Origin of the sequence: Solimonas sp. SE-A11 (assembly GCF_030345715.1) — a bacterium.
In the GTDB taxonomy this organism is placed as follows: Bacteria; Pseudomonadota; Gammaproteobacteria; order Nevskiales; family Nevskiaceae; genus Solimonas_A.
Genome location: NZ_JAUASX010000021.1, coordinates 71062 through 84877, shown reverse-complemented (window position 1 = coordinate 84877; position 13816 = coordinate 71062). Strand labels below are relative to the sequence as shown.

Annotated in this window: 9 protein-coding genes; all 9 read right to left on the bottom strand. The window is 65.2% G+C overall.

Annotation, left to right across the window (positions count from 1 at the left end; all coding sequences use genetic code 11):
- The coding region (locus QT386_RS19675) for an IS110 family transposase (RefSeq protein ID WP_289275460.1) at window positions 1-753 on the bottom strand (753 nt) is incomplete at its 3' end.
- Between the two features lie 305 nt (window positions 754-1058).
- Window positions 1059-1469 (bottom strand): hypothetical protein, encoded by a 411-nt coding sequence (locus tag QT386_RS19670; protein WP_289275459.1) that lies wholly within the window; start codon window positions 1467-1469, stop codon window positions 1059-1061.
- Between the two features lie 477 nt (window positions 1470-1946).
- Window positions 1947-2858, bottom strand: coding sequence for a DMT family transporter (locus QT386_RS19665; protein ID WP_289275458.1), 912 nt, complete (start codon window positions 2856-2858; stop codon window positions 1947-1949).
- 210 nt (window positions 2859-3068) lie between these two features.
- Complete coding sequence (locus QT386_RS19660; protein ID WP_367401469.1) at window positions 3069-4475, bottom strand: FAD-dependent oxidoreductase; 1407 nt, start codon at window positions 4473-4475, stop codon at window positions 3069-3071.
- 27 nt (window positions 4476-4502) lie between these two features.
- Window positions 4503-8960 carry a glutamate synthase large subunit gene (gene gltB / locus QT386_RS19655; RefSeq protein ID WP_289275457.1) on the bottom strand — a complete coding sequence of 1486 codons (4458 nt, stop codon included), beginning with the start codon at window positions 8958-8960 and terminating at the stop codon, window positions 4503-4505.
- A 254-nt stretch (window positions 8961-9214) separates the two neighbouring features.
- The gene (locus tag QT386_RS19650) at window positions 9215-9853 is read right to left on the bottom strand and encodes a hypothetical protein (RefSeq protein ID WP_289275456.1); all 639 of its coding nucleotides are present in this window, start codon (window positions 9851-9853) and stop codon (window positions 9215-9217) included.
- A complete protein-coding gene (gene surE, locus QT386_RS19645; protein WP_289275455.1) occupies window positions 9850-10860 on the bottom strand; it encodes a 5'/3'-nucleotidase SurE in 1011 nt (336 codons plus the stop codon). The genes QT386_RS19650 and surE overlap by 4 nt, the downstream gene beginning before the upstream one ends.
- A 539-nt stretch (window positions 10861-11399) precedes the next feature.
- Window positions 11400-12542, bottom strand: coding sequence for a deoxyguanosinetriphosphate triphosphohydrolase (locus QT386_RS19640; RefSeq protein WP_289275454.1), 1143 nt, complete (start codon window positions 12540-12542; stop codon window positions 11400-11402).
- A gap of 179 nt (window positions 12543-12721) precedes the next feature.
- Complete coding sequence (aroB, locus tag QT386_RS19635; RefSeq protein WP_289275453.1) at window positions 12722-13816, bottom strand: 3-dehydroquinate synthase; 1095 nt, start codon at window positions 13814-13816, stop codon at window positions 12722-12724.

The following is a 13816-nucleotide window of genomic DNA, read 5'->3' as shown; positions in this document are numbered from 1 at the left end:
CTTCGATAGGCGTGGTCTGCCGCGCACGCTGGAGCCAGATTCGTGCAGCCGAGGGCTGAGTCCTGCAAAGGCGGCAAACTGCCTCGCCGTGCCGAAGCGCTGGGCATGGCCGACGTAGGCTAGCAGGACAGCGATAGTGCGCTCGCCCAAACCCGGTATGGAGTCCAGCAGTTCACGCTTTCCCTTCAGGTCGGGGTCGTCGTCGATGGTCTGCTTGATCGCCTGCTCGATGCGTTCGAGTTCGTCAGCCAGCCACTTCAGGTGAGTCTGCAGGCTTTCCCGGATTTCATCCCGGGCGCTCTCCATGCGGTTCTTTTCCTGGGTCTGGATCTCAACCAGGGCCTGGTGACGCAGCACCAGGGCACGCAGGGCCCGCTCGCTGCGGGAGGGCGGCCGCCAGGCCTGCGGTTGCTTCTCCTTGCAAAAACTGGCCAGCACGCGGGCATCAACCGCGTCCGTCTTAACCCGCAAGCCCAAGGATTCGGCATGCGCCTTGGCCAAAGCCGGGTTGATCACCGAGACCTTGTGACCGAAATCCGCCAGGGTCTGGGCGGCTAGTTCCCAATAAATGCCGGTGGCTTCCAGGCAGACCCAGGCTGAAGACCCAAGGTTCTTCTGCAGCCATTGGCGCAACGTATCCAGGCCGGCCGGGTTGTTGGGAACAACCTTGCTGCGGAATTTCTGGCCCAGTAGCAGGGCACAGTCCAACTTGGCTTTGGACACATCAATGCCGAGATAGGTGATCTCACTCATGTCTTGCGCAATCCGCCTTGTGAATGCTGGCTCTTGGAATATTCCAGGCCGAAGATACTGTTCGATTTCTCGCAAGGGAAAAACGAGCAGCCGGCGCATTCATCTACGTCACGGATTGAGCATCCAAGGGTGGGCTCGGCGTCCGGCTGATCTGCCTGCCAAAGAGCGACTCCGGCAGGCACAGCTACAATACAAGGGTGGGCAGAGCGCAGCGTGCCCACCAGCCTGGCCCGATAACGGTGGTCTGAAGCCCACGCTGCGTTCGCAGTTAAATTACTCCGACCCCTTTTCTCGACCCCTTTTCTCTACCTAAACGATGCGCAGTTGAACCCCTGATACATCTGGCCGGTAGCAGGGTTTAACTTCGAGCTCCGTATTCCTCGTTGTCTGACGAACTTGGAGTACTCCATATCTACCCGCTCGCACACCTTTCCAAAAATAACGCCCACATTCCCGCCTACTGCTGAAGCAACTCGCGAACCCCAGGTTGGATCCTCAGCGAGAAGAATGCCGGCCATTACCCTGTTCACGCTATGGCCGACAGCCACCCTGCCATTTTCGTTTATCACGTAAACCAAGTCCCCAGCCTGAATTTTAGAGAATTCATCCCATCCGCTTTGATGTGGGGAAAGATCAAAGAAGGCGCTCTTACCAAGCTCCTCATATATCTTCTGATGGTTCCTGCCGACGATATTTGATACTAGGTAGTAGGCCATTAGATTGCGCCGAATCTCTTAAGCAGTTCTAGCTGCTTTTTGAAGCTTTTCTGTATCCAAGCTGGAATCAAGCGTAACGTTCACGTTGAAGATCGCGCGTGGCACACCTATGCTCTTTGCAGTATTGATTCCAAGTGGTGCCCCGCTGCTGCTTTATAACATTGCCAATACAGCGTCAAAAAGTACTGACGCCTAAACTCCTGATCTTTTCCCTTCAGATCCTCGCCTGAGCCAATGTGCTGCATTAGATCGTATGCGACCGCTGCTACGGAATTGTCTTTTAGATCGACACTAACCGGGCCAGAAATACTCATGTTGTCTGCCACTGGATATCCTCCTCTTTGTCTGGTGTTGAAAAGCGAAGACATGGGGGACCACGCCAAGATTTTTCCTTGTGCCAAAGCACTGCCGGATCGAATCATGCGACAACTACCGCAGCGGCGCGACCTGACGACAGCGTCAGGTCAATATATGTCGCTATTGCCTCGCCCACCCCGATAGCCGCGTAGCCGCCCCAATCAACGCCCCCACCGTCACCAACGCAATCCCCACCCCCAGCAAGGGCGTCAGCGCCTCGCCCAACACCGGCCACGCCAACAACGCCGAGATCGCAGGCACCGTCGCCATCACCGCCGCCAGCCGCGTCGGCCCCAGCTCCGCCACCGCGCGGGTGTAGAGCACCATGGCCACGATCACCACCAGCACGCCCTGGTAGCCGGCCTGCAGCAGGATCTCGTGCCAGGGGGCCACGCTGATGTGCTTGGGCAGGAACAGGATGTAGATCGGCAGGAAGATCAGCGCGGAGGTCACGGACATGCCGGCCGCAGCATCCCAGGGCTTGATCTGCCAGCGGCGCACCAGGATCGTGAACACACACCAGGCAGTGCTGGCGCTGACGAAGAGCAGGTCGCCGATCCAGCTGTTGCCGGCAAAGCCGTGGCTGAAGGTCTGCACCGCCATGCAGGCGACGCCAGCGCCGATCACCAGCAGCGCGATCTGCTTCTGCGTGCTCGGGCGCTCGCCCAGGAACATCCAGGCGAGGATGGCGGTGAGGAAGGGCATCATGCCGCTGAGCAGGATGGAGCCGTGTGCGGCGGGGGCGAAGTAGAAGCCGCTGTAGCAGAGCAGCGCGTAGCCCAGGCCGCCGGTGAGGGTGCAGGCGAACAGGCGGCGCAGGTTCTTGAGCGTGCCGAGGCCGCGCATGAACAGCAGCGGGGAGAGCAGCACGGCGGCGACGCCGAAGCGCAGGGCGGTGACGTCAAACGCGGTGAGCGTGCCCTTGCCGGCCATGCGTGAGACCAGGATGAAGCCGGTCCAGATGATGACGGTGAGGGCGGCGAAGAGGTAGCCGCGGCGGAGTTGGTCGGGGGATTCTGTGGGCGTGTTCATGGGCTTCTTCCTTCTTTGTTCTCTCTCCCCTTGTGGGAGAGAGTTAGATAGAGGGGGCTCTGAAGCTGCGGTGATGCGCATCAGGCTTCCCCCTCTCCCCAACCCCTCTCCCGCGAGGGGAGAGGGGCTTAGGGCAAAACTTCAGGCAAAAAAAATCCGGGGTCGCTTGCGCTGACCCCGGATTGGCTTGGCAGCCTTGTCGCTGCGGGATCAGACGCCCAGGTAGTCGAGAATGCCCTCGGCAGCCTGGCGGCCTTCGTAGACGGCGGTGACGACGAGGTCGGAACCACGCACCATGTCGCCGCCCGCGAAGACTTTCGGGTTGGCGGTCTGGAAGCGCTTCCTCTCGCTGGTGTCGACGCGGCCGTCGGCCTGCAGCTTGATGTCGTGCTGGGCGAACCAGTCGGCCGGGCTCGGGCGGAAGCCGAAGGCGATCACCACGCGGTCGGCGGGGATGATCTGCTCGGAGCCGGGGACCACTTCCGGCTTGCGGCGGCCGCGCGCGTCGGGGGCGCCGAGACGGGTCTCGACCACCTTCACGCCTTCCACCTTGCCGTTGCCCACGATCTCCACCGGCGAGCGGTTGAAGACGAACTTCACGCCTTCTTCCTTGGCGTTGCTGACTTCGCGCTTGGAGCCGGGCATGTTGGCCTCGTCACGGCGATAGACGCAGGTGACGCTGCTGGCCTGCTGGCGCGCGGAGGTGCGCACGCAGTCCATGGCGGTGTCGCCGCCACCAAGCACGACGACCTTCTGGCCGGCCATGTCGATGAAGTCAGCTGGGTTCTTCTCCCAGCTCATGACGCGGTTGATGTTGCTCACCAGGAAGGGCAGGGCCTCGTGGACGCCCGGCAGGTCTTCACCCGGGAATTCGCCCTTCATGTAGGTGTAGGTGCCCATGCCGAGGAACACGGCGTCGTATTCGTCGAGCAGCGTCTTGAACGGGATGTCCTTGCCGATCTCGGTGTTCAGGCGGAACTCGATGCCCATGCCCTCGAACACTTCGCGGCGGCGCAGCATCACTTCCTTCTCCAGCTTGAAGGGAGGGATACCGTAGGTCAGCAGGCCGCCGATCTCGTTGTACTTGTCGAACACCACGGCCTTGACGCCGTTGCGGGTCAGGATGTCCGCGGCGCCCAGGCCGGCGGGGCCGGCGCCGACGATGGCCACGCGCTTGCCGGTGGGCACCACGCCGGACATGTCCGGGCGCCAGCCCTGCTTGAAGGCCTCGTCGGTGATGTACTTCTCGACGTTGCCGATGGTCACGGCGCCGAAGCCGTCATTGAGCGTGCAGGCGCCTTCGCAGAGGCGGTCCTGCGGGCAGACGCGGCCGCAGACTTCCGGCAGGGTGTTGGTCTTGTGCGAGAGCTCGGCCGCCATGAACAGGTTGCCTTCCTGCACCAGCTTCAACCAGTTGGGGATGAAGTTGTGGACCGGGCACTTCCACTCGCAGTAGGGGTTGCCGCATTCCAGGCAGCGCCCGGCCTGCGTGCTCGCCTGTTCCTGCGGGAACTGGCCGTAGATCTCGCGCCAGTCGTGCAGGCGCACTTCCGCAGGCACCTTCTTCGGGTCCTGGCGCCCGATCTCGATGAACTGCATGACATTCTTCTTTGCCATCTTGATATCCCTGGGTCGCGGGGCCGATTAAGCCGCGGCCTTGATTGCAACGAGCAGCGAGCCGATGTCGGCCGCCTTGGGCTTCACCAGCCAGAACTTGCCGACGAAATCACGCCAGTCGTCGAGGATCTGCTGGGCCCACACGGAGCCGGTGGCGTTGACGTGTTCCTGGATCAGCGAGCGCAGGTAGTGCTGGTGCGCTTCCATGTGCTCGGCCACGATGCGGGTGGTGTCGATCAGCTCGTGGTTGTAGCGGTCCACGAAGCTGCGCGACTCGTCCAGCACGTAGGCGAAGCCACCGGTCATGCCGGCGCCGAAGTTCACGCCGCACTCGCCGAGGATCACGGCGACGCCGCCGGTCATGTATTCGCAGCCATGGTCGCCGCAGCCTTCCACCACGGTCAGCGCGCCGGAGTTGCGCACGCCGAAGCGCTCGCCCGCGGTGCCCGCGGCGAACAGCGAGCCGCCGGTGGCGCCGTACAGGCAGGTGTTGCCGATGATGGCGGTCTCGTTGCTCTTGAAGCGGCTGCCCTTGGGCGGCTTGATCACGATACGGCCGCCGGCCATGCCCTTGCCGACGTAGTCGTTGGCGTCGCCTTCCAGCTCCAGGTTCAGGCCGCCGGCGTTCCACACGCCGAAGGACTGGCCCGCGGTGCCGTTGAGGCGGATGGTGATCGGCGCGTCGGACATGCCGAGGTTGCCGTGGCGCTTGGCGATCTCGCCGGAGAGGCGCGCGCCGATCGAGCGGTGCACGTTCTGCACGCTGTACTCGAACACGCCGCCGCTCTTGGCCTCGATGGCGGAGAGCGCGTCGGCCACCATCTGCTCGGCCAGCTCGCCCTTGTCATGCGGCGGGTTGGCGGAGATGCAGCTGTGGCCGGACTCGTGCGCCATGCCGGCCGCGGACAGCAGCGGCGACAGGTCGAGGTTGTTCTGCTTGTCGCTCTCGCCCGCGGAGATCTCCATGAGATCGGTGCGGCCGATCAGCTCGTTGAGCGAACGCACGCCGATGGCGGCCAGCCACTCGCGGGTCTCCTCGGCCACGAAGCGGAAATAGTTCATCACCATTTCCGGCAGGCCGATGAAGTGCGACAGGCGCAGTACCTTGTCCTGGGTGGCCACGCCGGTGGCGCAGTTGTTCAGGTGGCAGATGCGCAGGTACTTGCAGCCCAGCGCCACCATCGGCGCGGTGCCGAAGCCGAAGCTCTCGGCGCCGAGCACGGCGGCCTTGACCACGTCCAGGCCGGTCTTGAGGCCGCCGTCGGTCTGCACGCGGACCTTCTCGCGCAGGCCGTTCATGCGCAGGGTCTGGTGGGTCTCGGACAGGCCGAGCTCCCAGGGAGTGCCCGCGTACTTCACCGAGGTGATCGGCGAGGCACCGGTGCCGCCGTCGTAACCGGAGATGGTGATCAGGTCGGCATAGGCCTTGGCCACGCCAGCCGCGATGGTGCCCACGCCCGGGCCGGACACCAGCTTCACGGAAACCAGCGCCGACGGGTTGACCTGCTTCAGGTCGAAGATCAGCTGCGCGAGGTCTTCGATGGAGTAGATGTCGTGATGCGGCGGCGGCGAGATCAGGGCGACGCCCGGCTTGGCGTAGCGCAGGCCGGCGATCTGCTCGTTGACCTTGTCACCAGGCAGCTGGCCACCTTCGCCGGGCTTGGCGCCCTGGGCGACCTTGATCTGCAGCACCTCGGCGCTGGACAGGTACGCCGGGGTCACGCCGAAGCGGCCGGACGCCACCTGCTTGATCTTGGAGTTCTTCTCGGTGCCGTAGCGGCGCGGGTCTTCGCCGCCTTCACCGGAGTTGGAGCGGCCGCCCAGGCGGTTCATCGCCGTGGCCAGCGCCTCGTGCGCCTCGGGGGAGAGGGCGCCCAACGACATGCCGGCGGAGTCGAAGCGCTTGAGGATGGCCTCGGCGGATTCCACCTCGCTGATGTCGATCGGCTTCACGTCGCCGCGGAACTTCAGCAGGTCGCGGAACATCGCCACGGGGCGGTGGTTCACCAGCTCCGCGAATTCCTTGTACTTGCCGTAGTCGCCCGACTGCACGGCCGCGTGCAGGGTGTTGATGATGTCCGGGTTGTAGGCGTGGTACTCGCCGTTGTGCACGTACTTCAGCAGGCCGCCCTGGTCGAGCTGCTTGCGCGGGTTCCAGGCCACGGCGGCCAGCGCGGCCTGTTCGGCCTGCAGGTCGGCGAAGCGCGCGCCCTGGATACGGTTGACGGTGCCCTCGAAGCAGAGCTCCACCACCTCGTCGTGCAGGCCCACGGTCTCGAACAGCTGCGCACCGCGGTAGCTGGCGATGGTGCTGATGCCCATCTTCGAGATGATCTTGTACAGGCCCTTGTTGATGCCCTTGCGGTAGGCCTGCGCCAGGTACGGCAGCTCCTTGCCCTTGATCTCGCCGCGCTCGGCCATGTCGTACAGGCTGGCGTAGGCGAGATAGGGGTAGATCACCGAGGCGCCGTAGCCGAGCAGGCAGGCGAACTGGTGCGAGTCACGCGCGGTGGCGGTCTCGGCCACGATGTTGCAGTCGGCGCGCAGGCCTTCCAGGGTCAGGCGGTGATGCACCGCGCCCACGGCGAGCAGCGCATGCACCGGCAACTTGCCCTTGACGATGGCACGGTCGGACAGCACCAGGATCACCTTGCCATCACGGGCCGCGGCCACGGCCTGGTCGCAGACGCCGCGCACGGCGTCCTGCAGGCCCAGGGCGGGGTCGTAGTTCAGGTCGATGATCGCGTTGGGGTAGCCCTGGTCGTGCAGCGACAGCAGCTTGCGGTACTTGGTCTCGCTCAGCACCGGCGAGTCCACCAGCAGGCGCGCGGCGCGCTCCGGGGTTTCCTCGAACATGCTGTTCTCGGCGCCCAGCGAGCACTCCAGCGACATCACGATCTGCTCGCGCAGCGGGTCGATCGGCGGGTTGGTCACCTGCGCGAACTGCTGGCGGAAGTAGTCGTAGACCGAGCGTTCCTTCTGCGACAGCACCGCGAACGGGGTGTCGTCACCCATGGAGCCCACGGTCTCCTGGCCGCTCTCGGCCAGCACGCGCAGCACCTGGTCGCGCTCTTCATAAGAGAGGCCGAACAGCTTCTCGTAGACGCGCACCTGGTCGCCCGGCAGCTTCTCAAGCTTGCCGGCGTCGTCGATAAGCACGGCTTCCAGGCGCTTGATGCCCTGCTTGAGCCACTGCTTGTAGGGGCGGCGGCCGGCGAGCATCTTGTCGATGTCGGCCGGGCGCATCAGGCTGCCGTTCTCGGTATCCACGGCCAGGATTTGGCCCGGACGCAGGCGGCCCTTCTCGAGCACGCTCTCCGGCGGGTAGTCGTACACGCCGATCTCGGAGGCCACGGTCAGCACGCGGTTGCGGGTGATGACATAGCGGGTGGGGCGCAGGCCGTTGCGGTCGGTGGCGCAGGCGGCGTAGCGGCCGTCGGTCAGCACGATGCCGGCCGGGCCGTCCCAGGGCTCCATCTGCAGCGAGTTGTATTCGTAGAACGCGCGCTGGTCGGCGTCCAGGCTTTCCACGTTCTGCCAGGCGGGCGGGATCAGCGCGCGCATCGCCTGGAACAGGTCCATGCCGCCGGCCAGCAGCACTTCCAGCATGTTGTCGAGCGACTGCGAGTCCGAGCCATCCATGGTCACCAGCGGGGAGATCTCGCTGATGTCCGGCAGGTTGGCGCACTGGTACTTCTTGGCGCGCGCCAGCGCCCACTTGCGGTTGCCGGCGACGGTGTTGATCTCGCCGTTGTGTGCCAGGAAGCGGAACGGCTGGGCCAGCCGCCACTTGGGCATGGTGTTGGTGGAGAAGCGCTGGTGGAACACGCAGAGCGAGCTCTCCAGGTCCTCGTCACTGAGGTCCACGTAGAAGACCGGCAGGTACGAGGGCATCACCAGGCCCTTGAACACCAGCACGCGCGAGCTCAGCGAGGTGATGTAGAAGTCGCCGTCGCCGGCGGCGTCGATCGCCTTCTCGGCGCGGCGGCGCGCCTTGAACAGGGCGAGGTCGAAGTTGCTCACGTCCTTGCCGGCGGTGATGAACACCTGCTCCACCTGGGGCAGGGTGCGCAGCGCTTCGGCACCGCAGGCTTCCGGATTCACCGGCACCTTGCGCCAGCCAGCCAGCACCAGGCCATTGGCCGCGCAGGCCTCGGCCATCAGCTCGCGCGCTCGCGCGGCCACGGTCTCGTTGGTGGACAGGAAGACGTTGCCCGCGGCGTAGGGCGCGCGCGCATCCAGCTTGATGCCGGCTTCCTTGGCCTTCATGCGCAGGAAGCGGTCCGGCTTCTTCATCAGCAGGCCGCAGCCGTCGCCGGTCTTGCCGTCGGCGGCGATGGCACCACGGTGGGTCATGCGAGCCAGGGCACCAATGGCCGTCTCAACCACCCAATGGGAGGGTTGATCGTCCATCTGCACGATGAGCCCGAAGCCGCAGCTGTCGCGCTCGAATTCCGGGCGGTAAAGCCCTTGCTGGGTTGTCATGACCTTTCTACCTTGCGTTTGAGTACAGCTTTCCAACGGCGACACTTCTCCCGGCCTGCGGTTTGGCGCGGCCTGCGGACACTTTGCGGGTGACCAGACGGGAGCGAATCGCTGCGGTGCAACATTCCATTATAAGAATGGAACGCGGAGCGTCAATCACAGGCCCGAAATGGAACCGTTTTCACAAATTGGCCTTCCCCCATTCAGCAAAAAAGCCCGGCAAAGCCGGGCTCAATGAGCAAGATCGGGGCCAATTAGCGGTTGAAGGCGTAGAAATCCAGGATTTTAGCGCTGTCGTGTAAAATCACCCGGAATCGGGCGTTATCGGCGTCGGGATCGGCGAAGGCCAGCCCCTGATAGTTTCCGGCCAGGGCCGCGCAGCCAGCAACGCTTGCCTGTACCGGCAATGCCCCGCCATAGCCCTTGCCGCTGTCGATACGCCCGCTCAAGGCGCAGTCTCCGGCGCCAGCCGTGATGCCGCCGTCGGCCGCCACCGTGAAGCGGGTGGGGGTACCGCCCAGCAATGCCTGGTAGCTGCCCGCCAGCTCCGGCCCCGCGGCCGCCGGCTGCGGCTCGTCCAGGGCCGCCGTCAGCGTGGCCGGCCCCGTGGCCGCCGGTACCCGGCGCCAGGCCTTGCCGGCGTCGCGCACGTACAGCGCCGCCGCCGGGCTGTCGGAGTCCGGCGCCAGCAGCACGAAGCCGCGCCCGTCCGCCGCCGCAAAGCCCCAGCCGGAAGACCCCGCCGCATCGCCGTCCAGCCGCAGCGCGTGAGCGCCGCTGGCCAGCGCCGGCAACTCCAGCTTGGGCCCCGGAATCTCCTTGTCGTCCTTGTCGCTGCAGCCGGCCAGGGCCAGCGCGGCGGCGAGCAACATCACCGCATGGCGGGCGCTCACGGCGCGGCACCCAGCAGGCCGCGCAGCTGGATCTTCACCAACTCCTCATTGCTGCGACGCCCCTGCGGCACGCCCTCGACCACCGTCACCGGGATCGCGTGCGTCTTCATCACGTTGAGCTCCGACAGCGCGCTGTCATCCTGCAGGATCACCACGCCCGCCGGCGGCGCGATCACGTCGTTGGCGAACGAGATGCCGGGGAGCGCCACGCCCGCGCCATAGCCCACGGCCACCGGGCTGTCGGACAGCTTCTCGAAGAACACCGGCTGGAATTCCGTGGCCAGGCCCATGCGCGCGAAGCGGAAGGGCAGGGCCGCCGCCTGGCCCGTCGCCGTCACCTTGGGGATGTTGAGGTTGAGCCCCACGCCCGGGGGCAGCAGCGGCTGGCCCGCAACGCGGTTGTCCTCCAGCGTGTCGACCAGCTTCACCACCACGTCCGCGATCTCGTATTCCAGCGCGCCTTCCGCCAGCGCCGTGTGCGAGCGCGCCTCCGTGCCCTCGTAGCTCGCCGCGATCGCCGGGATGCCGCGGTTCACCGCATAGAGCAGGTTGTTGACCGTGCCGGAGGAATTGTTGATGAGCCCGGTGTTGTTGCCTTCGTTGAAGCCCGACACCACCAGGTCCGGCTGCTGACCCCAGCGCTTCACCGCCACCACGTCGAGCCCGTGCAGCATCGACATCACCGGCGTGCCGTCCACGTAGAACACATCCGCGTCGCCCGGGTCCTTGCCCACGCCCGGCGAGCCCGCCGCGACGCTGCCATGGCGGCTGGCCTTGGCCATCGGCGTCACCGGCGTGAGGAAATTCATCGAGCCGCCGCGGCCGCTGTTGTTCTGCGTCGGTGCCGACACGATCACGTCATGCCCGGCGGCTTTCAGGCGCTGGTACAGCGCGCGGATATTCGCCGTCTCGAACCCGTCGTCGTTGGACAGCACGATGTTCAGCGCCTGGGCCGGCGCGGCCAGGGTGGTGATTCCCAATACCAGGAGCAGCTGTGTCGCTTTCATTTGTAGTGGTCTCCTCATGCGCGAATTGCGCCTGGGGAGACTAGGGAGTCGGCCGTCGCCGCCGACAACCCTGTCTGCATATCTGCAAATGGATGAAATCTGATCGAACGGTCGGGTGGTTTTGTCTGCTTTTCCTGGGCTTGGATCATCAAGCCTGCGCGGGCTCCGAGGTCCCTGCGGTTCACCCTTCGACAGGCTCAGGGCGAACGGAAACCGTGCGGCTTTCTCGTTGGATGAAAGCCGGCTCGCCCTCGATACGCCAACGTCCGCTCATCCCGAGTGATCCGCCGTGGCGGGTTGTATCGAGGGACGCGGCACTCGGGAGGAACGGGTTGGCGGAAGGCGTAGGGATGACGCGACGGACGATGGCATGTCCCCACACCCGCTCACACCGAGTAGCGCAGCGTATCGAGGTGCGCCCTTGCTCCGCGTGGAACATACGCAACATTCGTAGGATGTGGTGAGCGCAGCGAACCGCATCATTCAGGCTCCGATGCGTTTCGCTGCGCTCACCACGTCCTACGGAAAGCCTTAGAGTCTTATCTCAAGCGCCGCGGATCAAACAGCCGCTCATGCTCATCCAGCGCATAGCGATCCGTCATGCCCGCGATGTAGTCCGCCACCACGCGCGCGCGGCCGGCTTCGTCTTCGGCGTGCTTGGCTTCGTCATGGAAATCCGGCGGCAGCAGTTTCACGTCGCCGTGCAGCGCGTCGAATATCTCGCGTACCACGCGCTGCGCTTTCGTCGTCATGCGGTAGACGCGGTGATGACGGTAGAGGTTGTCGAACAGGAATTTCTTCAGCGCGCGCGACTCGGCGGCGATCTCGTCGCTGTAGGCCATCAGCGGCTTGTCGTGCTGGCGCACCTCGTCGATGCTCTTCGGCTTCGCGGCCTGGATGTTGGCGCGCGAGGTTTCGGTGAGGTCCACCACCAGGGTGTTGATGATGCGGCGCGTGGTCTCGTGGCGCGCCTGCTTGGCGGTGAGCGCGCCATGCGCCTTCAGCGCTGCGTCATGGTGCCGACGGAACAGCGCGACGTCGCGCAGTTGTTCCACGGTGAGCAATTCGGCGCGCAGGCCGTCGTCGATGTCGTGGTTGTTGTACGCGATCTCGTCGGCCAGGTTGGCGAGTTGCGCTTCCAGGCTCGGCTGCTGGCGATTGATGAAGCGCTCGCCGATTTCGCCGAGCTTGCGCGCGTTCTTCAGCGAGCAGTGCTTGAGGATGCCTTCGCGTGCTTCGAAGGAGAGATTGAGCCCGCGAAAGCTCGCGTACTTGTCCTCCAGGTGATCGACTACGCGCAACGACTGCAGGTTGTGCTCGAAACCGCCGTAGGGCTGCATGCAGCTGTTGAGCGCGTCCTGTCCGGCGTGGCCGAAGGGCGTGTGCCCCAGGTCGTGCGCCAGCGAGATCGCCTCGGAGAGATCCACGTTGAGCTGCAGGTTGCGCGCGATGGTGCGCGCGAGCTGCGCCACTTCCAGCGAGTGCGTCAGGCGCGTGCGGAAGTGATCGCCTTCATGGTTGATAAAGACCTGCGTCTTGTACTCGAGCCGACGGAACGCGGCGGAGTGGATGATGCGATCACGATCGCGCTGGAACTCGCCACGGTTGCCCGGCGGCGGCTCGGCATGCAGGCGGCCGCGCGACTGCGCTTCATTGGCGGCGTAGGGGGCGAGGTCGCTCATCGTGGGAGGAGTCTAATGAGTTTGCTCTCTGCTTGTAGTCCCCTCGCCCGCTTGCGGGAGAGGGCTAGGGAGAGGGTGCTGTAAAGCTTGAAGCTGGTGCGATAAGCGAGAGCTACAGAAACCCTCTCCCCCATCCCCTCTCCCGCAAGCGGGCGAGGGGTGAAAAACGTGGAACAACGTCACTGCTGGGTGAAATGCTCCAGCGTCGCCTGCAGCGCCGCCTTGTCGAAATCACCGCTGACCACGGCCAAGCCGATGCCGCGCATCAGCACCAGGCGCAGCTTGCCGTTGGCCACCTTCTTGTCGTGGCCCATCAGCTCCAGGAACTGGTCCGGCGTCATGCCGGCCGGCGGCTTCACCGGCAGGCCGGCGCGGGCGACGAGCTGCGTGCAGCGCTCGGCGTCCTTCGCGCTCATCCAGCCCAGGCGCGCGGAGAGATCGGCGGCCATCACCAGGCCCGTGGCCACGGCCTCGCCGTGCAGCCACTGCGTGTAGCCGGTGTAGGTCTCGATGGCGTGGCCGAAGGTGTGGCCCAGGTTCAGCAGGGCGCGCGGACCGGCGCCGCCGGCGAGCGATTCGCGCTCGTCCTGCGCCACGATGCGGGCCTTGAGCTCGCAGCTGCGGTAGATCGCCTTGGTCAGCGCGTCGGTGTCGAGCACCAGCAGGTCGTCCAGGCGCTGCTCCAGCCACTTGAAGAAGTCGCTGTCGGCGAGCATGCCGTACTTGATCACTTCCGCGATGCCGGCGAGCAGCTCGCGCTGCGGCAGCGTGCGCAGCGCGGCGGTGTCGGCCAGCACCAGGCGCGGCTGGTGGAAGGCGCCGATCATGTTCTTGCCGCGCGGATGGTTCACGCCGGTCTTGCCGCCGACCGAGGAGTCCACCTGCGCCAGCAGCGTCGTGGGGATCTGGATGAAGTCGATGCCGCGCTGGTAGATCGCCGCGGCAAAGCCGGCCATGTCGCCGATCACACCGCCGCCGAGCGCCACCAGCAGGCCGTCACGGTTGAGGCGCGCGCCGAGCATCCAGTCGAGCACGCGCTCCACCGTCGCCCAGCTCTTGTGCTCCTCGCCCGCCGGCAGCACCAGAGCGTCTTCTTCCTTTAAATTCAATGCTTTAAGCACGTGCGCCAGGTACAGCGGCGCAACGTTGCTGTCGGTCACCAGCTTCAGCCGGCGGCCTTCGGCCTTGGCGTACTGGCGGGCGTCGGCCAGCAGGCCGGCACCGATACGGATCGGGTAGCTGCGATCCGCCAGCTCGACAGTCAGGGACTTCAT

Excerpts from the sequence above, each read along its gene's own strand:
- QT386_RS19665 (WP_289275458.1), bottom strand. The coding sequence starts at position 2,858 with ATGAACACGCCCACAGAATCCCCCGACCAACTCCGCCGCGGCTACCTC.
- aroB (WP_289275453.1), bottom strand. The coding sequence starts at position 13,816 with ATGAAGTCCCTGACTGTCGAGCTGGCGGATCGCAGCTACCCGATCCGT.
- gltB (WP_289275457.1), bottom strand. The coding sequence starts at position 8,960 with ATGACAACCCAGCAAGGGCTTTACCGCCCGGAATTCGAGCGCGACAGC.
- QT386_RS19670 (WP_289275459.1), bottom strand. The coding sequence starts at position 1,469 with ATGGCCTACTACCTAGTATCAAATATCGTCGGCAGGAACCATCAGAAG.
- QT386_RS19660 (WP_367401469.1), bottom strand. The coding sequence starts at position 4,475 with ATGGCAAAGAAGAATGTCATGCAGTTCATCGAGATCGGGCGCCAGGAC.
- surE (WP_289275455.1), bottom strand. The coding sequence starts at position 10,860 with ATGAAAGCGACACAGCTGCTCCTGGTATTGGGAATCACCACCCTGGCC.
- QT386_RS19640 (WP_289275454.1), bottom strand. The coding sequence starts at position 12,542 with ATGAGCGACCTCGCCCCCTACGCCGCCAATGAAGCGCAGTCGCGCGGC.